This is a genomic window from Streptomyces sp. MMS24-W38 (assembly GCF_059889265.1).
Window position 1 is genome coordinate 903,545 of sequence record NZ_JCBCPP010000001.1, and the last position, 21,901, is coordinate 925,445.

Consider the following 21,901-nt stretch of genomic DNA (forward strand, 5'->3'; position numbering starts at 1 on the left):
CGATCCTTTTGAGAATGGTCGCCGACGCCGCGCCCGAGCGCGTTGCGCTCGGGTCGGCACGCTCCGGGCTGACCTACGCCGAGCTGCTCTCGCGCGCCGAGACGCTGGCCGGGGGGCTGAGCGGCCTGGGCGTGGACCACGTCGCCCTGGTGGATGTGAACTCCGAGACGGTTCCCCAGCTGTTCTACGGTGCGGCGCTGGCGGGTCTGCCGTTCGTGCCGCTGAACTACCGGCTCGCCGACGACGCGCTGCACGCGGCGCTGGCCAGGATCGCCCCGGCCGTGGTGGTGGTGGGCGAGGAGCAGCGGGACCGGTGTGTGGGCATCGACGGCGTCACCGTGCTGACGGCACCACAGCTGCCGACGGGCGCTCCCGGCCGGTCCGGCCCCGGGGACATCAGCGCACTGCTGTTCACCTCCGGCACCAGCGGAGATCCCAAGGCGGCCGTGCTGCGCCCGGCCCACCTCGTCTCCTATGTGCTGTCCACGGTGGACCTCCTGTCCGCCGGCGAGGACGAGGCGCTGCTGGTCAGCGTGCCGCCCTACCACATCGCCGGCATCTCCTCGATGCTGACCTCGGTGTTCGCCGGACGCCGGCTCCTGATGCTGCCCTCGTTCGATCCGGCGGCCTGGGTGGATCTGGCGCACAAGGAGGCGGTAACGCACGCGATGGTCGTGCCGACGATGCTCGGCCGGATCCTCGACGTGCTGGAGGCCGAGGGCCGCACGCTGCCCGCACTGCGGCACCTGTCGTACGGAGGCGGCCGGATGCCCATGCCGGTCGTGGAGCGGGCTCTGCGACTGCTGCCGCACGTAGACCTGGTCAACGCCTACGGGCTCACCGAGACCAGCTCCACGATCGCCGTGCTCGGCCCGCAGGACCACCGCGACGCCCTCGCCTCCCCCGACCCCGCCGTCCGGGCACGGCTCGGCTCCGTCGGCAGGCCCCTGCCCAGTGTGGAACTGCAGATCCGCGACGAGGAGGGGCGGGGGCTCCCTCCCGGCGAGCCGGGGGAGATCTACGTGCGCGGCGAACAGGTGTCCGGCGAGTACCTCACGCACACCGCCACCGACGGCGAGGGCTGGTTCCCCACCCGCGACCGCGGGTGGCTCGACGCCGAAGGCTATCTCTTCCTCGACGGCCGGGCCGACGACGTCATCGTGCGGGGCGGGGAGAACCTGTCGCCGGGCGAGATCGAGGACGCCCTGCTGTCGCACCCCGCCGTGGCCGACGCGATCGTCTTCGGCACCCCGGACGTCGAGTGGGGCGAGGTGCCCGTGGCCGCGGTGGTGCTCCGTGCTCCCGCCGTGGAGACCGATCTGCGGGACTTCGTCCGCGCCCGGCTGCGCTCGGCGAAGACCCCGGCCCGCGTGCTGGTGCGTGACGCACTGCCGCACACCGACACCGGCAAGCCGCTGCGCCGCGTACTGCGCGCCGAACTGCTGACGAGCCTGTCGTGAGAGGGAGCGACGATCTGATGCGCCTGACACCTGACACAGATGCCGAAGAGCTGCGGGAGACCGTACGCGCTTTCCTCGGCAAACACGCCGACCTCGAAGCGGTCTTCCGCGAGCCGACCGGTGATCAGGGCTGGGACCCGGCCACCTGGAACCGGTTCGCCGGTGAACTCGGGACGGCCGGCCTCGACGTGCCCGAGACGCTCGGCGGAGCGGGGGCGAGCTTCCGCGAGGTCGCGGTCGTGGCCGAGGAGCTGGGCCGGTCCCTGGTCCGACTCCCGTGGTTCTCCACCGCCGTGCTGGGCGTCGGAGTGCTGCTGCACACCGACGACAGCGCCGCGCGGGCCGACCTCCTGCCCAAGCTCGCTTCCGGTGAGGTGACCGCAACACTGGCCTATCAGGAGGACCCGCAGGGCTGGAGCCCCGACCGCCTCGCCACCACCGCGACCCCCGACGGCGACGGGTGGCGACTGACCGGCAGCAAGATCCTGGTCGTCGAGGGGGCGACGGCCGACCTGCTGCTGGTCGTCGCCCGCGCTCCGGAGGGACCGGGGATCTACGCCGTCGACGTCGGCGCGCCCGGTCTGGTCCGCACGCCCATGCGGGCGATGGACCCGGGCCGCCAGCTCGCCAGGATCGAACTGGCGGCCACGCCGGCCCGCGCCGTCGCAACGCCCGGCGGTGCGATGCCGATCCTTGCCAAGGTGCTCGACCGGGCCGTCGCCGCCCTGGCCGCCGAACAACTCGGCGGCGCCGCCGCGGCACTGGACTCCGCCGTCGCCTACGCCCGCGACCGCATCCAGTTCGGCCGACCCATCGGCTCCTTCCAGGCGATCAAACACCGCTGCGCCGACATGGCCCTGCACATCGAGGCGGCCCGCTCCGCCAGCGCCTGGGCCACCGCAGCCGCCGCCGAGGCGTCCGGCGAACTCCCCTTGGCGGCCATGACGGCCGCCCTGCGCTGCGGCAGCGCCTACCGGTACGTCGCCGCCGAGAACATCCAGGTCCACGGTGGCATCGGCTTCACCTGGGAACACCCCGCGCACCTGCACTTCCGACGGGCCGCCACGAGTGCCGTGCTCTTCGGCGACCGCGTGGAGCACCAAGAGCGGCTTCTCACCGAACTGGGTGTCTGACAGGTCTGGAGCGGGGCGATGGCTCCCGCTCCAGACCTGGGCGCTCAGCGCCACTCGATCGCTTGCTGCAGCCGCTCCGGCCACCGCTCCCGGTAACTCGCCGTCACCGCCACGATGTGCTCCCGCATCAGCGTGGCCGCGCGCTTCGCACGGCCGGCGATGATCGCCTCGGCTATGTCGGTGTGCGAGTGCAGCATGTGAGCACTCTCCGCGATCGGGTCGATGCTCTCCAGCACGTGGTCGGTGGCGATGTGGGTCACCGCCTGGCTCAGGAGGGTGAGAACCCGGTTCCCACTCAGTGCCGCGATCACCGCGTGGAAGTTGTTGAGGTCCTCGAAGACCTCGTCGTGCTCGTGCTCCTCGGGCTGGTAGTCGAGGAACGGTGCGAATGCCCGCCTCTTGAGCTTGCGATCCGGCAGTTGCGCCACCCGGTCGGCGAGGGGCGGCTCGAGGATCTCCCAGGTGTCGAAGAGCTCGCTGTAGGTCGCTCCGCTGAGGTGGAAGTACAGCGTGGCGGTGCGCGCGAGGTAACTGGCGTTGAGCGGCTCGACGAGCGGTCCGCCACCCGGTCCGCGCTTGATCGAGACCAGTCCTTGCACCTCGAGCAGACGCAGCGCCTCCCGCAGCGTCTCGCGGCTGACGTTGTAGTGCGCCAGCATCTCGGCCTCGGGACGCAGCCGGTCGCCGACCTGGAGGTTGTCGGCGACGATGTCGTGCACGATCGTGGCCGCGGTGACCTCGGAGGCCTTCGGCGTGCGTGAGGCGGTCTGTCCGTTGCCCGGGACGACGGTGCGATAGGCGGTGCCCGGCCGGTAGACGATGGGGATGCCACGGGGCCGGCCGGGGGAATCCTTCGCGGCGGTCGTGTCGGTCATCCACATCTCCTCGTTGCCTTGGGGCCGCATCTTCAGCAGGCGTGGCCGAGTGCCGACGGCAGGAGAGAGGAGGCCCGGCTCCTCGCGGGCCTCGCAGGGCCAACACCACGTCGTTGACGTAATTGCTCATGAGATTATACCGTCGAGTAATGACGCTGCGGTACCACATCTACCCAAGCGCACACGGCACGAACGGCACCCATGTCACCGAACTTGCGGTGGCGGCCGAGCAGCGCGGCTTCGGCACGCCGTGGCGGGGCGAGCACATCGCCGCTTCCAGGCCTGGTGGAGGAGCCCCTCCCACCCCAGTCGGCGATCCCGTGTCGGTGCGTCCACCTGACCCGCCGTCACAGACCCGGCCCCGGTTGCCACTTCGTCCCGGCCCTGCCCGGCGACCTGCCACGCCAACCCGATCAGCCGTTCGGCCTGCCAGGGTGGGGCCCGGGCCCTCCGCGAGCCGGGGACGGGCAGGCAACACCCTGGCGTCCGTCGGCTGCGATCGTGAGGAGCGTGCTGTTCCGTGTCCCCCTCGCCCCTGATCAGTCCAGCGCAACTGGCGGCCGGCGCGGCGGGCACCCCGCTGCTCGACCCGACCGCGCGGCCGGTCGCCCCGGTGCTGGGCGTCGACCTGGCCGAGCCCGCCGATCCCGCCGTGCTCGGCGCCGCGGTCCGCCGCGCCGAGACGTGCGACCGGCTGCTCGTCGGGATCACAGGCACTGCGGGAGCGGGGGTGCGGACCGAGGGCCGGCTGCTGGCGGCGGCACTCGACATGACCCTGGTCGATCAGGGTTCGCAGGCCGACGACCGCCCGTTCGTCCCGGTGCCCGATCCAACCGCCGCACTGGCCGAGGTCGAAGCCGCGGTGACCGCGAACCCCCAGACCGCACTCGTGCTGGCCGGCCTCCTGCGCACGACCGAGACGCTCCCGGTGCGCGACGCCCTGGATGTGGAGTCGCTGGCGTACTCCACTCTGCTCGGCGGTGCGGAGTTCCGTCGGTGGCTGGCCGCACGCGGACCCCGTCCACAGCCTCCCCCCGTGCCGGACCCCGTGCTGGTCACCCGGAGCGGGGACGAGCTGGAAGTGGTCCTCAACCGGCCGACGCGGCGAAACGCCTACGACCGGCACATGCGGGACGCGCTGGTCGAGGCCCTGCACCTCGCCGCCCTCGATGACACCATCTCCCGGGTCGTGCTCACCGGCTCCGGCCCGGCGTTCTGCTCAGGTGGAGACCTCGACGAGTTCGGCACGGCCCCCGACCCGGTCAGCGCCCATCTGGTGCGGACCCGCGCCGGCGCCGGTCGACTGCTCCACGAGTTGCGCGACCGGATACAGGCGCGGGTGCACGGCACGTGTGTGGGCTCCGGCATCGAACTGCCGGCGTTCGCCGGAACCGTCCTCGCCACCCCGGAGACCACCTTCCGGCTCCCCGAGGTCGGCATGGGCCTGATCCCCGGCGCCGGCGGCACCGTCAGCATCCCGCGGCGCATCGGACGCTGGCGCACCCTGTACCTCGCCCTCACGGGCAGCGTCCTGGACTCCCCCACCGCGCTCGCCTGGGGCCTGGTCGACGCTCTCGGGGCCCCGTCGTCCGGGTAGCCGTCCGGGCACGGGGTCACCGTGAGCGGCGGGTCGGCGCGATCCGGATCATCACCCGGTCCAGCTTTTCCACGCTCCCGGACGACACAGCTCCCGCGACTCCACGCTGCGTGCCGGGCGCCCGGGAACGACCGGTCCACGCAGCCACGTTCGCGATGCGCGCGGCAGCACTCTCCTCCTCGTAATGAGGGGGCATGTGGCGAAGAGAACAGTTGAATCTGACGTCAACTTTAAGTTAGGGTCTGTGGCGGCAGGATGGCGGCGGATCCATGGAGGTCGGCTTGCTGTCAGGGATGCAACGGCCGCTGCCGCCGCGGTGTGCGGGACGGGTTCTGACAGCGCGACACCACCCCGCCCAGTTCCCCGTCGGCACGGTGAACTCCACCGGCGCCCGCGCCGAGGTCCGAGCGCCACGGGCAGTCACGCCCGGCGCACTGCGGCCCGAGCCGCCGACCGACCACCCCCAAGACGAGGAGTTGCCGTGTCTCGCAGGTCCGGCGGTTCGACCGGCTCCGGCCGTAGCAGCGCTGATCGACTGGTCGCCCTGGATGCCCGACCGGGTGAAGCCCCCGCAGGCACGAGGCATCGAAGGAAACGGCGGCCGCGATCGAGGACATCCCGTGTCGGGCTGTCGGCGGAACGGTGGGGTGATCGGAATGATGGCCGACAACCCGCCTGTGGCCGCTGTGGTGTTCGACTACGGCGGAGTGCTCACCACACCGGTACGGCAGTCGATCGCCGCCTGGCTGGAGCACGACGGAATTGAGCCGGCGTCGTTCTCCAGGACACTGAAGGCCTGGCTCGGGCGCCAGGCGCCGGAGGGCACCCCCATCCACCGGTTGGAGACCGGAGAGCTGCCGGTGGCGGAGTTCGAGCGCCTGTTCGCCACCGAGCTGGTGACCCTCAGCGGCACACCGGTCGATCCTGTCGGTGTGCTGGACAGGTTCTTCGCGGGCCTGCGTCCTGAACCACGGATGTATGCGCTCGCCGAGGAACTGCGCGCGTGCGGTGTGCGGGTGGCGCTGCTGTCGAACAGCTGGGGCAACGACTATCCCCGCGAGCGGCTCGAGTCGCTGTTCGATCCGGTGGTGATCTCCGGCGAAGTGGGCTCGCGCAAGCCGCTGCCGACGGTCTTCGAACTCACCTTGGAACGGTTGGGCCTGGCTGCGGCGCAGGTGGTCCTGGTCGATGACGCCGAGCCGAATGTGGCCGGCGCCCGTGCCGTGGGCCTGCGGTCCGTGCTCCACACCGACCCCGCGACGACGCGGGCCGCGCTGATGCGGCTGCTGCCGCAGCTGCACCGGGACCCCTCGGCAACAGGACGCCCCGGCTTCGGGGCGGCGCCTTCGGCCGTCCGCGACGACATGACGCCTCCCCAAGGGGAATGACGAAAGGAACGAGGAGAGATGAGCACCCGACGTACCGCGATCGTGACCGGTGCCGCGCGCGGTATCGGCGCCGCCGTGGCGAAGCGACTGGCCGCTGACGGCTTCGCCGTGGCCGTGCTCGACCTGGACGAGGCGGCCTGCACACCGGTCGTCGAGGACATCCGGTCCGGGGGCGGCGACGCGCTCGCGGTCGGCGCCGACGTCTCCGACGAGACGGCCGTCGAGGCGGCGGTCGCCCGGGTCGCGCAGGGGCTCGGCGCCCCCACCGTGCTGGTCAACAACGCCGGCATCGTCCGCGACAACCTGCTGCTCAAGATGACCAGCGACGACTGGGACGCGGTGACGAACGTCCACCTGCGCGGGGCATTCCTGATGAGCCGTGCCGTCCAGCGCCACATGACCGAGCAGAGGTGGGGACGCATCGTCAACCTGTCCAGCACCTCCGCGCTCGGCAACCGGGGCCAGGCGAACTACTCCGCCGCCAAGGCGGGCCTGCAGGGGTTCACCAAGACCCTCGCCATCGAACTCGGCAAGTTCGGAATCACCGCGAACGCCGTCGCCCCGGGCTTCATCGAGACCGACATGACCGCCGCGGCCGCCGAGCGGATGGGCATGCCGTTTGAGGAGTTCAAGGCCTCCGTCGCCGCGCAGGTCCCACTCGGCCGCACCGGCAGGCCCGAGGACATCGCCCACACGGTGTCGTTCTTCGCCGGTGAGGGGGCCGGCTTCGTCTCCGGCCAGGTCCTCTATGTCGCGGGCGGCCCGTGCGACTGACCGGGGCGCGCCCCACCCTCACCGAGCCCGACAGGAAAAGGAGTACCCATGAAGGTCTTCAACGGCATCGGCGAACTGGAGAAGGCGGTCGGCACGCACCTCGGGTACAGCCCCTGGCACACCGTCACGCAGCAGCAGATCGACCTGTTCGCCGACGCCACCGACGACCACCAGTGGATCCACGTCGATCCCGAGAAGGCAGCGGCCGGACCGTTCGGCACGACCATCGCGCACGGCTACCTCACCCTGTCGCTGGTGCCGAAGCTGGCCTGGCAGGTCTACCGGGTCGAGGGCCTGGCCATGAGCGTCAACTACGGCTGCAACAAGGTGCGCTTCCCCTCCCCGGTGCCGGCCGGATCGCGGGTCAGGGCCGGCGTCGAACTGGTCTCGCTGGCCCCGGGACCGAACGGGGTGAACTCCATTTCCCGGGTCACCATCGAGCGCGAGGGCGCCGACAAGCCGGCCTGCGTCGCCGAGACCGTCAGCGTGCTGGTGCCCTGAGGCGACCGGTGTTCCCGCCCGGCGAGTGACGCCGATCGGCTGAGCACCTGGTGCGCCCCGGCCGCGCCCGTCGGCGTCACTCCTGCGCAGCGGACTCAGCTCGCTGCCCTCCTGCCGCGCCCGTGGGCGCGGCACGCAGACCACAATTTTCGGAAGGGATGGCCATGGGGCCACAGGAAAGGATCCTCGTCGTCGAGGGGGCGCGCACTCCGATCGGCAGTTTCGGCGGCGCGTTCAAGGACGTGCCGGCGCATGAGCTCGGCGGTGTCGCGGCACGGGCGGCGCTGGAACGCGCTGGGGTGGGTCCGCAGGACATCGACGAGGTGGTCATGGGCTGCATCGGGCAGGTGGGGGCGGATGCCTACAACGCGCGCCGGGTCGCCTTCGCGGCCGGGCTGCCGACGAGCACATCGGCTTACACCGTGAACCGGCTGTGCGGCAGTGGCCTGCAGGCCGTCTGGTCGGCGGCGATGCAGATGCGTTGGGGCGGCGTGGACCTCGCGCTGGCCGGTGGCGACGAGAACATGACGCGGATGCCGTTCTACGACTTCGGCGCCCGGTCCGGCTACAGGCTCGGCGACCGCACGCTGGTCGACGGCACCGTGATGATGCTGACCGACCCCTTCCACGGCATTCACATGGGTCTCACCGCCGAGAAGGTCGCCGCGAAGTACGGCGTCTCACGCCGGGAGCAGGACGAGTTCGCGGCGGAGTCCCAGCGGCGGGCCGCCACGGAAGCGGCCCGGGCGGCCTTCGCCGAGGAGATCACGCCCGTCGAGGCGGGCGGCCGCAAGCCTCGCCTTGTCGAGGTGGACGAACACCCCAAGCCCCACACCACGGTGGAGACGCTGGCCGGCCTGCGCCCGGCGTTCCAGCCGGAGGGCACGGTGACCGCCGGCAACGCGTCGGGGATCAACGACGGCGGTGCGGCGCTGGTGTTGGCCCGGGAGTCGGTGGCTGCCGAGCGCGGGTTGTCCGGCCTGGTGTCGCTGGAGGCGGTGGCGACCGCGGCGATGGAGCCGGAACTGATGGGGTACGCGCCGGTACCGGCGTTGCAGAAGCTGTTCCGGATGACCGGCACTTCTCCGTCCGACATCGACACCGTCGAGCTGAACGAGGCCTTCGCGGCCCAGGCGGTCGCAGTGATCCGGGACGCGAATCTGGACCCGGAGAAGACCAACCCGTACGGCGGGGCCATCGCGCTCGGGCACCCGGTCGGGGCGACCGGCGCGATCCTGACCCTGCGGGTGGCCAAGGACCTCATCCGGCGCGACCTGGAGCTGGGCGTGGTCACCATGTGCATCGGCGGTGGTCAGGCCCTGGCCGCGCTCTTCCGCCGCGTCTGACCACCGCGCCGAGACCACCTCGACCAGAAAGCGAGCACCGTATGACAGAGAATCCAGTCCGCTACGAATGCGCAGCGGGGGTGGCCCGGATCACCTTGGCCAGATCAGCCAGGGCGAACGCCGTGGACCTGCCGACCGCGCGGGCCTTCGGCGCGGCGGTGGACCGGGCGGCGGCCGATCCCGAGGTGCGAGCGGTGCTTGTCCGGGGGGAGGGCAAGCGGTTCTGCGCCGGGGGCGACGTGGAGGCGATGGCCGCCGCGCCGGACCGGGCGGCGTATCTCGAGGAGCTCGCCGGCACCTTCGACGACGCCCTGCAGTGCCTCGCGGCGCTGCCCAAGCCGGTCGTCGCCGCGGTTCAGGGTTCTGTGGCGGGGGCCGGAATGTCCCTGATGCTCAGCTGTGACGTGATCATCTCGGCCGCCTCGACGAAGTTCCTGCTGGCCTACGCCGGTGTCGGCCTGACCCCCGACTGCGGCCTGTCCTACCTCCTCCCGCGTGCGATCGGGGGACACCGCGCCCTGGAGCTGGCCCTGACGGGCCGCACGCTCACCGCCGAGGAGGGCCGCGCATGGGGCCTGATCACCGAGGTGGTGGACGACGTCTCGTTCGGTGACCGGGCACGCCGGCTCAGTGAGCAGCTCGCCGCGGGGCCGCCGTTCGCCCTCGGGCAGGCCAAGCAGCTGCTGCGCTCCTCCTGGCGGAACTCGCGGGAGCAGACCGGCCGGGAGGAAGCCCGTGTGATCGCGGAGGCGGCCACCCGGCCGGAGGCCACCGTGCTCCTCGCGTCCTTCACCGGTCGTCGGGGAGGAGCCGCATGAGCGCAGTGCGGTCCGCCGCACGACGCGGGCGACCGGGAGGGCGGAGTGCGCGACACCCTCCATGGTGAGCAGCCGACCCGACGACCGGGCCGGCTCGGGCTCGGTGCAGCCCCCGGGGACCAGTCGTATGAACCCGACGTCGAGGTCGAGTAACGTGACGGACCAGTAGAGGTTCCGATGGACGAAGTCATGACGGCATGGGGAGCAACATGGTCGACACCGGCGACCTCACCGACGCTGGTCCGGACGTGCGCCCGCTTCCCGCCACCGCGCGGGGGCGGCGACGCAGGCAGAGCCTGCTGGACGCGGCCAGGGAGGTCTTCGCGCGCGATGGCTTCGCGAATGCGCGGATCGCCGACATCGCCGACACCGCGAACGCGGCGCACGGCTCCTTCTACACCTACTTCGACTCGAAGGAGGAGATCTTCGTCGCGCTGCTGCGCGAGTTGGAGGACGAGCTTCGCAGCCCAGGCCCACGTGATGTACAGCAGGGCGACGACGGGTCGAACCGCCTGGAACCGTACGAGCAGATCTTCCGGGCGAACCACGCCTACCTGACCGCGTACCGGGAGAATCTCTCGATCATGGTCGTCTGGGAACAGGTCGCCACCTTGGACGCGAGAGTCGAGAACCTGCGGCGCGAGGCCAGTGACCGGTTCGTACAGCGGATCGAGAAAGGTATTCGCCACTGGCAGGACAAGGGCCTCGCGGACCCGGATGTCGATCCGGTGTACGCCGCGATGGCGCTCAGCGGAATGGTGAGCAACTTCGCGTATCGCTGGTTGGCGCGCGACGCGGACTGCGGGGTGGACAAGGTTGCCCGACAGCTCTCCCTGCTGTGGGCCAACTCACTGGGCATCCAGACCCCCCGAGGCCCCGGCGGAACGCTGGTCTCCCCGTAGCCCTCGATGCGGTGCTCGGTGCCGGGGGTTGACGCGGCGGCAGCGACCGGCCATGCCGGCGCTCGGGAATCACCTCTGGTACGGCGGTTCCCGCGCCGACCACGGCCCGTCCGGTCTCCTCCGCCTGGCCCGGGCGGCGGACCTTCTCAGGCTCGGGGATCAACAGGTCGCCGATCTCGCAGCCGAGGACCGCGCAGTTGACGTCCAGTCCTCCAGCTCGAGTGAGACCGGCTGGCCGGTCCCCAGCCCGGGCGTCTTCCCGCCGAGATCACCAACCCGTGCTCGGCCAGGCTCCGCTGGAGCTCGGAGGCTTTTCAGACGCCCTTGTTCTCGGCGCTCAACCGCAGGTTTCACTTCATCGCAGAAGTCCTTCCAGCCGTTCGCGACCCGCTGCCGCCCGGGCACCCAGGCGTCCTCGACCCGGGTCTGCTGAACGTGGATGTCTCGCATGGTCACGGCGATCCAGAAATGTCCGAGGACATCCTGGATCGCGCTCAGGTCGAGTCCGCCGAGGGAGAGCTCGGACGCACAGAAGTGCCGCAGGAGATGCGGGGGAGCTTGTCGCCGGCCGGGCCAACGGAGCTTCGCCGCGTCGGACAGCCCGTTGCGCAGGGCGTCGTCGCCGACACGGCGGACGGAGTCATCGGCGTTCTTCCGTTCGGAGGGGAACAGCGGGGCGCCGGGACGTCGGTCGGGCCGGTGTCAGCGGTGCCGTCGCCCGCTGACCGGGACCCGGCGGAGCGAGCGGGGTGCTCGGCCCGGCCGCAGCCCTGCCCTGGCCGGGTTACGGCCGGTGCCCGACGAGTCCGGGGTCCCCTGCATCGAGGCGCCGCCCGTCGCGCCACACCGCGGCGACGACACCGGCGTCCGGCTCGGCGAGCGCCTGGTCGAGGGGCACCCTCAGCAGGACCAGGTCGGCCGGTGCGCCTCTGAGGACGCGGCGGGGCGGGCCTCCGGGCTCGTCGTGGGCGCAGAGGTAGCCGGCGAGGGCGGTGGCCGGCGGAACCCGCTCCCCGGCCCCGAGGATGTCGCCGTCCGCGGTGGTGCGGTCGACCGCGCTGGCGATCACCTGCCATGGGTCGGCCACGCCGAAGGGGGCGTCGCTCGAGGCGCAGGTCGGCACGCCCGTCCCGAGCAGGCCGGCGTACGGGTACAGATGGGGCAGGTCGTCGGGATCGACATCGCGCCGGTACGCCGCGCCGCGGGTGCGCAAGAAGTCCGGCTGCGTGACGACGCGGACCCCGAGCCGGGCCATCCACTCGGCGATCCCCTCGGGAACCACCGCCGCATGCTCGACCCGGTCCCCGGGCAGCGGTCCCACCTCGTCCAGCACGGTGAGCGTGAGCAGCAGCGAGTCCCGGGTCACGCAGTGCACGGCAACCGGCCTCCCTGCGGCGTGCTCGGCGGCGACCACTGCGGCCAGCTCGTCGTACGGTGGCAGGTCGTGGTCGCGCAGGAGGAGTTTGCGGGGGCCCGCGGTGAGGCCGGGCGGAAGCTCGGCGCCGGTCGGCGCGCCGAGCAGCACCACCCGCTGCGGGAGGTCACCGGCGGCCACCGCCCGGCCGAGCAGGTCGACCGCCGCCGAGTTCAGGTCCGGTGTGGCGTCGGTGGCGCCGGTGATGCCGTAGGCCGCCAGGGCGCTGCCCACCCGAGCGAGGTCGGGCGGCGCATCGGCCAGCGCCGGTCGAAGGCGGGCGTCGTACCGCCAGAGCCGTCCGGTCGGCCGACCGTGCGCGTCCCGCTCGACGTCGGGGCTCCGGTCAAGGACGTGGGAAACCTCGTCGAGACCACGTGAGTTCAGCATCCACAAGGCGCCACTGCGGTGCTGCACCCGCACCGGCCGGTCGGGCACCAACCGGTCGAGCAGGCACCGGTCCAGCGGACCGGCGACGTCCTCGTGGTAGCCCGTGCCGCGCACCCACCCGCCGGGTTGAGCGGGGGCACGGCGCAGCGTCTCGGCGAGCGCCTCGGGGCCGCGGACCACCCCGGGGCCGCAGTCGACCGAGTCGAGCGCGGCGGCCATCGAGAGCAGGTGCAGGTGGTGGTCGTGCAATCCGGGCAGCAGCGCCCCACCGTCCCCGGCCACCACCTCGCCTCCGACCGGTGCGGGCAGCCCGGCTCCGATGGCCGCCACCCGGCCACCCGTGAGGAGGACGTCCGAGCGACAGCCCTCCACCTCGACGTCGCGGAGGAGCACGCTCACCGCAGGCCCTCCAGGACTCGTTCGTTGTCCGCACCCGACTCACCGGCAGGCAGGAGCGGCACGCGTGGTGCCGGGTCGGCGACCACGGCCTCGCCGCCGTCCCAGGTGACCCACCAGCGGTCTGCGCGGCGGACCACCTCGTGCGAGGCCGACGGCCCCGAGAACTCGGCGCAGACATGGTGCATCGACACGTCGATGAGCGCGGCGCGCTCGAAGAGCAGTGCCTCGGCGGCCGCCGCGGCTGCCGTCACGCCGGTCAGCGGGTCGGCGAGGGCGTCACCGCAGGGAAGCAACTCCCCGCCGTCCTCGACCACCAGGCCGGCCCCGGCCGCGACGTCGTCTCCGAACCCCACCGCGTCGTGGTCCCGGCCCCGCGCGGTGATCGACAGCCAGGACACCCCTTGATCGACCAGCGCATCGGCGTCCAGGCCGAGGCGCGCCAGCGCCCGGGGGCGGGACGCCTCGAGCACCAGGTCGGCGGAGGCGACGAGGTCGCGCAGGCGGGCGACCTCGTCGGGGTCGTGGAAGTCGACGGCCACCATCGCGTGCCCGCCGTGGAGCAGGTCGAGGAAGGCGCGTGGCCCACGACGGCTGCCGTCGGGACGGTGCCGGCTTTCCACCTTCACGACCTCCGCGCCGCCGAGCCCCAACAGGTTCGCGCAGAGAGGGCCGGCCCACAGCGAGGTCAGGTCGACCACTCGCGGGCGCTCCCGCGGAAAGCGGCGACCGCCTTGCCGGACCACGACACCGGGACGGGACCGGTCGACCGACACCGGGTCGCAGCATGGCAGCCCTAGCAGTCGGCCTCGTGCCACCGCGTCCGCCGAGGCGGTTCCGCGTGCCCAGCGGACGACCGCCTCCCAGGGGTCACCCGGATCATCATCTTCGATGAGGGCCGGTACCAGTTCGATGTCCTCGGGACGCGGCAGCGACACCCCCCACCAGCCATCTGCGGTCGGCAGCAGGCGAAAGGCGCCGCCGCAGGACCACGGTCCGTTGCGGCGCAGCCCGGCGCTCGCCGCCCGTTCCCCGAGCAGGCCGACGTCCGGCAGGGTGGGGAGGACTCCGGTGCGCCGCCGGGTGGCCGCGGCGACGCGCGCCAGTGCTCGCCGTACTGCGCCCGCCGGGTCGCCGGGGGCGACCATGGGCGGGCCGTCGGGTCGGCCGGTGAGGCACATCGCACCCGACGCGGCCCAGGCGCCGAGGTCAGCCACGGCCGTGCACTTCGACCCGGGCGTCGACGGGGCCCCGACTCAAGCCCGGTGCCGACGCCACCAGGTCGGTGGGGTCGACCACTACCAGGAGGGAGTCAGGGAGTCCGTCCGCGCCGACCATCAGGACCGCCGCGCCGTCGGCCACGCAGCGCAGTCCGATCCTGTCCACGCTTCAGCCTCCTGCTTGGTCCTTCGGGTGTCGGCACCGCGGCCGGGCGCACCCAGCCTACGACGACGGTCGCAAGACCCTCCGGGCAGGCCCGGAAGCTGACCGCCGAAGGCCTGTCTGGGCGCCCCGGCTTTACGGAGTGCCGCGACCCTGGGTGCGCAGGCGAAGTGGCCCGAGCGGGTGATCCTGCGGGAGGAAGACCGTGGACTCCCTCACGGGGGATGCCGCTCGATCTCCACCACCGCCCACTGGCGGTAGAACATCCGGACCGGGACCACGTCGTCTTCCTCCTCGGCCCGTATGAACGCCTTCTGCCGAACGCCTTCTGCATGTCCTCGAAGAACTCCGACAAGCGGGGAGGCGCGACCGAGGCCACGGCTTGGCGCAACGCAGGGAGGGCGAGGGCAGACCTGGAGGATCAGCGGATCGTTGCTCTCCGTGTGCGGCGCTGTCATGGCCAGTCCTTCCTCAGCAAGGACATCTGCCGCATCAGCCGAACGCTCGTCCGCGACACCGGCCGCGGCATTTGCAGAGGTGCGGACAGCGGCTGGGCTTGGCACAGGAGCAGCCCTTGAAGGAGGAGCTCATGCCGCGAGCAAGCTGACGAGCCGAGGAGTGACACCTTCCGAAGGGACGAGCGAACCAGCGAAGGCCGACTCTGCTGTCACGCCCCTCGGTCAGCAAGGCGGAGATCTCTGCCTCGCCACATGCTGGCTGCTTGCTGACCCGGGGCCACCCAGCATGCGCCTGACCTGCGCTAATGCCCACCCTCCGGATCTTCGGCAACAACATCGAGGACCGCATGGGCCGTCTGCGGTACCTGCTGTTCTACCTGGTCTGCGGCTACGCGGCCGCATACGGATTCGCACTCACGAACCCCGACGCCACCACTCCCCTGATCGGCGCCTCGGGCGCCATCGCCGGGGTGCTGGGTGCCTACCTGGTCCTCTACCCGAAGGCCCGGGTCTGGGTCCTCGTCCCCTTCCTGATCTTCCTGCCCCTGCGGCTGCCGGCCTGGATCGTGCTGGGCCTGTGGTTCCTGCTGCAGGCGGCGTACTCGGCGGGCGCGGGCATCACCGGCGCCGGAACGGTGGCCTACGCGGCCCACGTGGTCGGCTTCGTCGTCGGCATGCTGATCGCCTGGCCCCTCAAACCGGGCACTCCCCCACCACCCGAACCGGCCGGCATCCTCTTCGGACGGCAGACCCGAGGGGAGTGGTAGGGCCACACGCCAGGGCAAGGAAACGCAAGGGGAACCTGCATCAGTTCACATGAGTGACATTTGTATTCTCAGGCCAGCCGTCAGTCGTTGAACAATTCAACCACCTGCATGGTTTGCCAGCTTTTCCAGCCTCTGGCAGGGCTCTTACTGACCCGTTGCCGACTTTCCTGACGCCTCGTCAGGTGGCAGGCGTCCCCACAGGGACACGCCGAGCCCGTCCATCACGGCTCGGAGTGGGGCCCCCGTCGGGCTCACAGCCGAGCCCGACGGGGCCCCCGAGCACTCCATGCCGAAGGTGCCACATCACGAGGCGGCGCGGAACACAGCCGGAATTCCCCGGTCAGCCAAACCGGCGCTACTCCGCATCATTCTCCTACCTCGACCAAGCCGGTCGTCCGTCTTGACGAATGGCCCTCGGACCCCGATGAGTACTTCACCGAATGGAGAAGAGATGCCGATGCCCACGGGACGAAAGCGCTCCGAGAAGACCCTCGGCCTCATTCTGCTGAGGGCAGCAGCTCCGCCGTGGAGCCCGTACTCACGGATACCTCCGGGCTCACAGCCATGATCAACATGTCCGAGAGATGGGTCTGCAGAGAAGCCCGAAAGCTGGGACTCAAGGGCTGCAAGCTTGGGCGGGGCAGAAACGCGAAGGTCCCGCACAAGAGGTCCGATGTCTTCAGGTGGCTGGAACAACAAAAGCTGCACTGAGCTTTTTCGAGCGGCACAGGACGGGCGAGGGGATGCAGCCGCGCGGCGATCGCTACGGGGTGATCGGGCCGAAGTGGATGACCAGGGCCGCGCCGATGAGCACGAACACCGCGGGAATGATCCATCGCCCGTGCCGCTTGACGACCGCGGTGGCCGCCCGGGAGGTGCCCAGCCAGGCCCCGGCCAGGCACCACAGGGCGATCCCGGCGGCGAACACGGTGAGCACCACGGCCAGGGCGCCGGCGCCGAGGGCGTGGAACACCGGGGTGTACACCGAGATGTTGTCGGCTCCGGCGGCGATGGTCACCCCGGCCACCGGCAGCACCCCGCCGGCCATGGCGGTGCTGCCCTCACCGGCTCCTTCTTTCCGTGCAGCGGTGATCAGGCCGCGCACGCCCAGCATGAGCGGCACCAGCCCCAGCAGTCCCAGCCACCGGTCCGGTAAGGCCACCAGCATGAGCGCGGCGACCGTCGAGAGCGCGAGCAGTACGGCGAACCCGAGGTACTGGCCGATCCAGATCTGCCGGCCCGTGGGCCGACCGGTGGCCCGGCGGGCCAGGAACAGCACCGTCAGCACGAGGATGTCGTCGATGTTGGTGCCCGCGAACATCCCGGCCGCGGTAACCGCAGCCTCGAAGGTCCCATTCACCACGCGGAACCTATCCCAGCTCCCCACGGCCGGTGGCCCGGCACGCCCACCCGGACGGGCGCGTCCGCTGTGCGGCTCTTGTGCGGTTCAGCGATGATCGCTTTCTGGTGCCTACGGCGCCGTGGCGGTTTTGGGCGTGTCCGCGTGGAGCGTGTCCCGGCGAGCGCGGCGCTGTCGCTGGACGAGTGAGAGCAGGAGTTGCTGGTGCCACCGTGGAGCGGGCTTCCTCTTTCCTGGCTGGGCGTGGCTTTCCGGCCGATTCCGGTGGCGTGCACCGCGCCTGTGGGTACGGCCGTGTCGGTTGCAGAACAGGCGGGGGCCGCGCTGGTCGATGCGGCGCAGAGGGGGCGGCGTGCGTTGGGCGGTGTGGTCGCGGGTGTGCCGGCCGGACTTGCTGAAGCGGTGAGCGTGCTGCTGGATGCGGGTGAGGACCGCGAGCACCGGCGGGTGTGGGCCCGGTCGGGCAGGGCGCACATCGAGGTGCGCGGACTGAACGGGCACGGGGAGCGGCATGAGCGGCTGGCTCGCGAGGTGACCGGTGCGCTGCGGGGGGTTCAGGGTGTGGCGTGGGCGGAGGTGAACGCGGTACTGGGACAGGTGGTTGTCGGCGCCGAAGAGGATCGCCTCGATGTGGACGGCCTGCTGGAGTTGGTGGAGAGCGTGGAGGAGGCGCACGGCTGCGGTGGGGAGCCGTTCGCGGGCGAGCGTCCGCATCCACCGTTCGACACCGTCCCGGCCGTGCTGGCCGGGACGTCGTTGGTTGCGGACTCTTTGGGGCTGCTGGTGGCCGCGGTTCGCCGGGTGACGCCGCTTCCCGTGTTCTCTCCGGTGCTGCGGGTGCCCGTGGTCGTGGCGGAGACGCAGCCGCGGCTGCGCAGCATGCTGGAGGGCCGCCTGGGTCGGGCGCATGCCGAGATGGTGCTCGGGGTGGGCCACGCGTGCGCGCATGCCGCGACGGCGGGTATCGCACCGCTGGTCCTGGACGGGGTCCAGCGCGTGTGGCAGTTGGCGGAGATCCGCGCCCGGCAGACCGCGTGGCACCGGCTGGAGAGGCAGTTGGTCGGTGTGGCGGGGGAAGGACTGCCGGGAAAGGCCCCGGAGCGTCAGCCCCGGCCGGTGCCGCTGCCGGCCGGGCCGGTGGAGAAGTGCGGAGAGCGGACCTCGCTGGCCTCCCTGCTGGGCGCGGCAGGAGCATGGGCGTGGGCCCGCAGCCCCGAGGCCGCCGCGCAGGCGATCTTGGCTACGGCGCCGAAGGCCGCGGGTATGGGGCGGGAGGCGTTCTGCTCGCAGTTGGGCCGGGACCTGGCCCGGGACGGTGTGGTCCCGATGAACGGGGCGGTCCTGCGGCTGCTGGACAGGGTCTCTGCCGTGGTGATCGACTCGGCGGTCTTGTGCGCGGCTCGCCCGAGGCTGCTGTCGGTGACTGCCCCGGGCGGCCACGACGAGGCAGCTGTATGGGCCGCCGCGCAGACGTTGCTGGCAGACCTCTCGCTGCGTCGGTTGTGCGGCCCCGGCCCGTGGAGCGACGTTCGGGGCTGGCGGCTGGAGCGCCCCGCCGACGCGCTTCAGGCCCGGCCGGACGCCCCCTCGGGGCTGCCGCTGGACCTGCGCGCCCCGGACGGCCGATACACGGGCCGGGTCCTGGTGGGCTGCGACCTCGACCCGCTGGCCGATGCCGTCGTGACCGCGGCCCGTTCCGGCAGCCGGCGCCTGCTGCTCACCGAGCACGTCTCCGCTGCCGAACTGCTCCCGTGGGCCGACCGGAACATGCCGTCGTCCACGCCGCTGGACGAGCAGGTACGGCGCCTGCAGCAGGACGGGCAGGTCGTCTTGCTGATCAGCACGGCCGAGGACCGTGCGCTGGCCGCCGCTGACATCGGCGTCGCCGTACTGCCCGCACCCGGAACCGACCCTGTCGGGGCGCCGGGGGTGTGGTGGTCGGCGGACCTGGTCTGCAGCGGCGGGACGGCGCAGGTCTGGCGGATCCTGTCCGCGGTGGACAACGCCCGTCAGGTCAGCGGAAAATCGGCTCACCTGTCGATGGGCGGGTCCGCCTTGGGAGCGCTGATCGCGGCTGCGGGTACCCGCCGGGCGGTGGGCGGCCTGACGACGTCTCCGGTGTACGGCGCGGCCTTCATCGCCCAGTTCGGCGGCATCAGGGGCGCCCGCCGCCTGGCCTGCCGCCCCCTGCCCCCGGCCCGTATCCGGGGCGCCTGGCACGCCCTGGGTGCGCGCGAGACCCTCCGCATCCTGACGGCCCTCGACGAGGAAACGGCCGGACCCCCCGCGGCTGGACCGGCCTCCGGGCCCGCCCGTCTCCTCGGCGATGCCGGACACGCCGCGGCCGTTGCCATCGGTCTGGCTCCGCTGACCCGGTGGGCGGGGCGGTTGCTGAGCGCTGTGCGCGAAGAGCTCCAGGACCCTCTCACCCCTGTGCTGGCACTGGGCGCGACCGCTTCCGCGGCGGTGGGGTCGAGCATCGATGCGGCGCTGGTGGGAGGAGTCATGGCCGGCAACGCCGTCGTGAGCGGCGCACAGCGGCTGCGAGCCGAGCGCGCCCTGGCCGGTCTTGTGCTCACCCAGAACATCCGCGCTCGGCGGGTGGCGTGGACACCCCCTTCCCCCGTGGCAGGCCCGGAGGCCACGCCGCTGTCGGACCGGATGCGGTTCTTCGCCGGACTGGACACGGCCGCGGTACACCCCGTCCCCGCGCAGGACCTGCGGGTCGGGGACATCATCGCCCTGGGCCCCGCGGACGTCGTCCCCGCGGACGCCCGACTGCTGGTCAGCGACCGCCTGGAGATCGACGAGGCGGCCCTGACCGGCGAGCCCGCGCCCGTCGCCAAGGACCCGGCGGCCACCCCCGGGGCGGAGCTGGCCGAGCGGTCCTGCATGCTCTACGAGGGCTGCACGGTGCTGGCCGGCACCGGCTACGCCGTCGTGGTAGCCACCGGATCCCAGACCGAGGCCGGCCGCGCCGCCGACCTGGCCGGCCACGCAGCCACCCCGCCCGGCATCGAAGGCCATCTGGCCGCCCTGACCAAGACCGCACTGCCCGCCGTCGGCATCGGCGGCGGTGCGGTCACTCTCCTGGGGCTGATGCGGGGCGTGCCGGTGCGCGAGGCCCTGGCATCCGGGGTGGCCGTCGCGGTCGCCGCCGTTCCCGAGGGCCTGCCGCTTGTCGCCACCATGGCCCAGTCCGCTGCCGCCCGCCGCCTGTCCCGCCACGGGGTCCTCACCCGCTCCGCCCGCGTCCTGGAAGCCCTCGGCCGCACCGACGTGATCTGTTTCGACAAGACCGGCACCCTCACCGAGGGCCGCCTGACCGTCAGCCGCCTGGCCACACTCGACCACGATCTCCTGGTCGACAGCCCCGCCGGGCAACGCCTCCTGCGCATTGCCGCACGGGCCTGTCCCCCACCCACCGACGGACGGCCTCTCGCACACGCCACCGACCAGGCCGTCGTCGACGCCGCCACCGCCCAGTGCCCTTGGGACCACGCATGGCAACCCGGCGCCGAGCTCCCCTTCGAAGCCGGCCGCGGCTACTCCGCGTCCCTGGGCACCGACGCGGGGCGGCCCTGCCTCGCCGTCAAAGGCGCTCCCGAGACCGTCCTCGCCCGGTGCACCACCACCCTGAGCGCCGCCCAGGACGGCCCCGCCGGCATCGTCCCCCTCGACCCGACCCGGCTGCAGGCCGCGCACCGCCTCGTACAGCGCCTCGCGGGCGACGGACTGAGGGTGCTGGCCGTCGCCCAGGGCACGCCTGCCACCGCGACACATCCCGCCGATCAACTGGCCGAACTGGCTGGTGAACTGACCCTGCTGGGCTTCCTGGCGATCGCCGACACCCCCCGGCCCGGGGCGGCCGATACCGTCAAACGCCTCACCGACGCGGGTGTGCGGGTCATCATGATCACTGGTGATCATCCCGCCACCGCCGCGGCCATCGCCTGCGACCTGGGCATCCCACAAACCGACACCGTCCTGACCGGGGCAGAACTCGACGCCCTGCCCGAACCGGAACGCATCCAGGCGATCGACAGGACCTCGGTCTTCGCCCGCGTCTCCCCCGAGCACAAGGTCCGCATCGTCCAGGCCCTGCAGCAGACCGGGCACGTCGTCGCCATGACCGGCGACGGGATCAACGATGCCGCCGCCATCCGCCTGGCCGACGTCGGCATCGGCCTGGCCGCCCACGGCTCCGCCTCCGCCCGCGCCGCGGCCGACCTCGTCCTCACCGACCCCGATCCCACCCGGATCCTCGACGCCGTCCACGAGGGCCACAGCCTGTGGCGCAGTGTCCGTGACGCGGCCGCGATCCTCCTCGGCGGCAACGCCGGCGAGGTCGCCTTCACCGTGCTCGGCACCGCCCTGTCCGGCCGGGCCCCTCTCGGCACTCGCCAACTGCTCCTGGTCAACCTCCTGACCGACATGCTGCCTGCCCTCGCCGTCGCACTCGCTCCCTCCCGCACCCCCCGGTCCGGCGGCGCCCCCCTCGCCCCCGGACCGGCGCCCACGCTCCTGGGGCCCGATCTCGCGCGCCTCCTCGCCATCCGTGGCGCCGCCACCACACTCGGCGCCTTCAGCGCCTGGCAGACCGGGCGCCTCACCGGCCTGCCACGCCGCGCCGGCACCATGGGCCTGGCCGCCCTCATCACCACCCAGCTCGGCCAGACCCTCATCACCGACTGGCACAGTCCCCTCGTGCTGGCCACCGCAGGGCTCTCCGTCGCCGCCCTGATCACCGTCGTCCAGACCCCTGGCCTCAGCCACTTCTTCGGCTGTACTCCCCTCGGCCCCGTCGCATGGACCATGGTCACCGCCTGCGCCACCACCGCCACCCTCGCAGCGGCCGTCACCCCGCGCTTCCTCCCGCGCCTCACCCCCGAGTCCCCGTGAACGACACCCCCACGGATGGCGGGTGGACCGGGCCGAT

Annotated in this window: 16 protein-coding genes and 1 pseudogene; 11 read left to right on the forward strand and 6 right to left on the reverse strand. The window is 72.2% G+C overall.

What is annotated here, in order from left to right:
* Positions 1-14: 14 nt before the first annotated feature.
* Both AC6F7H_RS03010 and AC6F7H_RS03015 read left to right on the forward strand, forming a co-directional pair.
* The gene (locus AC6F7H_RS03010; RefSeq protein WP_500755010.1) at positions 15-1,460 is read left to right on the forward strand and encodes a class I adenylate-forming enzyme family protein; all 1,446 of its coding nucleotides are present in this window, start codon (positions 15-17) and stop codon (positions 1,458-1,460) included.
* A 17-nt stretch (positions 1,461-1,477) separates the two neighbouring features.
* Complete coding sequence (locus AC6F7H_RS03015) at positions 1,478-2,593, forward strand: acyl-CoA dehydrogenase family protein (protein WP_500755011.1); 1,116 nt, start codon at positions 1,478-1,480, stop codon at positions 2,591-2,593.
* A 44-nt stretch (positions 2,594-2,637) separates the two neighbouring features.
* Here the strand turns inward: AC6F7H_RS03015 and AC6F7H_RS03020 are convergent, their stop codons facing one another.
* A complete protein-coding gene (locus tag AC6F7H_RS03020; protein WP_500755012.1) occupies positions 2,638-3,468 on the reverse strand; it encodes a FadR/GntR family transcriptional regulator in 831 nt (276 codons plus the stop codon).
* 520 nt (positions 3,469-3,988) lie between these two features.
* Between AC6F7H_RS03020 and AC6F7H_RS03025 the strand changes: the two genes are divergently transcribed.
* From AC6F7H_RS03025 to AC6F7H_RS03055, 7 genes are all read left to right on the forward strand, one after another.
* Complete coding sequence (locus AC6F7H_RS03025; RefSeq protein ID WP_500755013.1) at positions 3,989-5,065, forward strand: enoyl-CoA hydratase/isomerase family protein; 1,077 nt, start codon at positions 3,989-3,991, stop codon at positions 5,063-5,065.
* A gap of 677 nt (positions 5,066-5,742) precedes the next feature.
* Positions 5,743-6,453 (forward strand): HAD family hydrolase, encoded by a 711-nt coding sequence (locus AC6F7H_RS03030; RefSeq protein ID WP_500755015.1) that lies wholly within the window; start codon positions 5,743-5,745, stop codon positions 6,451-6,453.
* An 18-nt stretch (positions 6,454-6,471) separates the two neighbouring features.
* Complete coding sequence (gene fabG, locus AC6F7H_RS03035; RefSeq protein ID WP_500755016.1) at positions 6,472-7,227, forward strand: 3-oxoacyl-ACP reductase FabG; 756 nt, start codon at positions 6,472-6,474, stop codon at positions 7,225-7,227.
* 48 nt (positions 7,228-7,275) lie between these two features.
* The gene (locus AC6F7H_RS03040) at positions 7,276-7,728 is read left to right on the forward strand and encodes a MaoC family dehydratase (RefSeq protein ID WP_500755018.1); all 453 of its coding nucleotides are present in this window, start codon (positions 7,276-7,278) and stop codon (positions 7,726-7,728) included.
* Between the two features lie 164 nt (positions 7,729-7,892).
* Positions 7,893-9,074: a thiolase family protein gene (locus AC6F7H_RS03045; RefSeq protein ID WP_500755020.1), complete on the forward strand. Its 1,182-nt coding sequence runs from the start codon at positions 7,893-7,895 to the stop codon at positions 9,072-9,074.
* 41 nt (positions 9,075-9,115) lie between these two features.
* Positions 9,116-9,892: an enoyl-CoA hydratase/isomerase family protein gene (locus AC6F7H_RS03050; RefSeq protein ID WP_500755021.1), complete on the forward strand. Its 777-nt coding sequence runs from the start codon at positions 9,116-9,118 to the stop codon at positions 9,890-9,892.
* A gap of 209 nt (positions 9,893-10,101) precedes the next feature.
* Positions 10,102-10,794: a TetR/AcrR family transcriptional regulator gene (locus AC6F7H_RS03055; RefSeq protein WP_500755022.1), complete on the forward strand. Its 693-nt coding sequence runs from the start codon at positions 10,102-10,104 to the stop codon at positions 10,792-10,794.
* A 159-nt stretch (positions 10,795-10,953) separates the two neighbouring features.
* Here AC6F7H_RS03055 and AC6F7H_RS03060 read toward each other — a convergent pair whose 3' ends face one another.
* From AC6F7H_RS03060 to AC6F7H_RS03075, 4 genes are all read right to left on the reverse strand, one after another.
* A complete protein-coding gene (locus AC6F7H_RS03060) occupies positions 10,954-11,466 on the reverse strand; it encodes a tyrosine-type recombinase/integrase (RefSeq protein ID WP_500761636.1) in 513 nt (170 codons plus the stop codon).
* 112 nt (positions 11,467-11,578) lie between these two features.
* Positions 11,579-12,997 (reverse strand): amidohydrolase family protein, encoded by a 1,419-nt coding sequence (locus AC6F7H_RS03065; protein WP_500755023.1) that lies wholly within the window; start codon positions 12,995-12,997, stop codon positions 11,579-11,581.
* On the reverse strand, positions 12,994-14,211 hold the full coding sequence (locus AC6F7H_RS03070) for a CoA transferase (protein WP_500755025.1): 1,218 nt from the start codon (positions 14,209-14,211) through the stop codon (positions 12,994-12,996). Before AC6F7H_RS03070 ends, AC6F7H_RS03065 begins: the two co-directional genes overlap by 4 nt.
* Positions 14,204-14,380, reverse strand: coding sequence for a hypothetical protein (locus AC6F7H_RS03075; RefSeq protein ID WP_500755027.1), 177 nt, complete (start codon positions 14,378-14,380; stop codon positions 14,204-14,206). Before AC6F7H_RS03075 ends, AC6F7H_RS03070 begins: the two co-directional genes overlap by 8 nt.
* 769 nt (positions 14,381-15,149) lie before the next feature.
* Between AC6F7H_RS03075 and AC6F7H_RS03080 the strand changes: the two are divergent.
* A pseudogene (locus AC6F7H_RS03080) lies at positions 15,150-15,602 on the forward strand (rhomboid family intramembrane serine protease); the annotation flags it as partial.
* A gap of 763 nt (positions 15,603-16,365) precedes the next feature.
* Here the strand turns inward: AC6F7H_RS03080 and AC6F7H_RS03085 are convergent.
* The gene (locus AC6F7H_RS03085; RefSeq protein ID WP_500755029.1) at positions 16,366-16,962 is read right to left on the reverse strand and encodes a cadmium resistance transporter; all 597 of its coding nucleotides are present in this window, start codon (positions 16,960-16,962) and stop codon (positions 16,366-16,368) included.
* Positions 16,963-17,256: 294 nt separating this feature from the next.
* On the opposite strand from AC6F7H_RS03085, the gene AC6F7H_RS03090 reads away from it, so the two are divergent.
* The gene (locus AC6F7H_RS03090; protein ID WP_500755030.1) at positions 17,257-21,864 is read left to right on the forward strand and encodes an HAD-IC family P-type ATPase; all 4,608 of its coding nucleotides are present in this window, start codon (positions 17,257-17,259) and stop codon (positions 21,862-21,864) included.
* Positions 21,865-21,901: the final 37 nt, after the last annotated feature.

Bases quoted from the DNA above. Each gene is read 5' to 3' on its own strand.
- AC6F7H_RS03045 (WP_500755020.1), top strand. From the start codon at position 7,893: ATGGGGCCACAGGAAAGGATCCTCGTCGTCGAGGGGGCGCGCACTCCG.
- AC6F7H_RS03020 (WP_500755012.1), bottom strand. From the start codon at position 3,468: ATGACCGACACGACCGCCGCGAAGGATTCCCCCGGCCGGCCCCGTGGC.
- AC6F7H_RS03015 (WP_500755011.1), top strand. From the start codon at position 1,478: ATGCGCCTGACACCTGACACAGATGCCGAAGAGCTGCGGGAGACCGTA.
- AC6F7H_RS03050 (WP_500755021.1), top strand. From the start codon at position 9,116: ATGACAGAGAATCCAGTCCGCTACGAATGCGCAGCGGGGGTGGCCCGG.
- AC6F7H_RS03055 (WP_500755022.1), top strand. From the start codon at position 10,102: ATGGTCGACACCGGCGACCTCACCGACGCTGGTCCGGACGTGCGCCCG.
- AC6F7H_RS03010 (WP_500755010.1), top strand. From the start codon at position 15: ATGGTCGCCGACGCCGCGCCCGAGCGCGTTGCGCTCGGGTCGGCACGC.
- AC6F7H_RS03040 (WP_500755018.1), top strand. From the start codon at position 7,276: ATGAAGGTCTTCAACGGCATCGGCGAACTGGAGAAGGCGGTCGGCACG.
- fabG (WP_500755016.1), top strand. From the start codon at position 6,472: ATGAGCACCCGACGTACCGCGATCGTGACCGGTGCCGCGCGCGGTATC.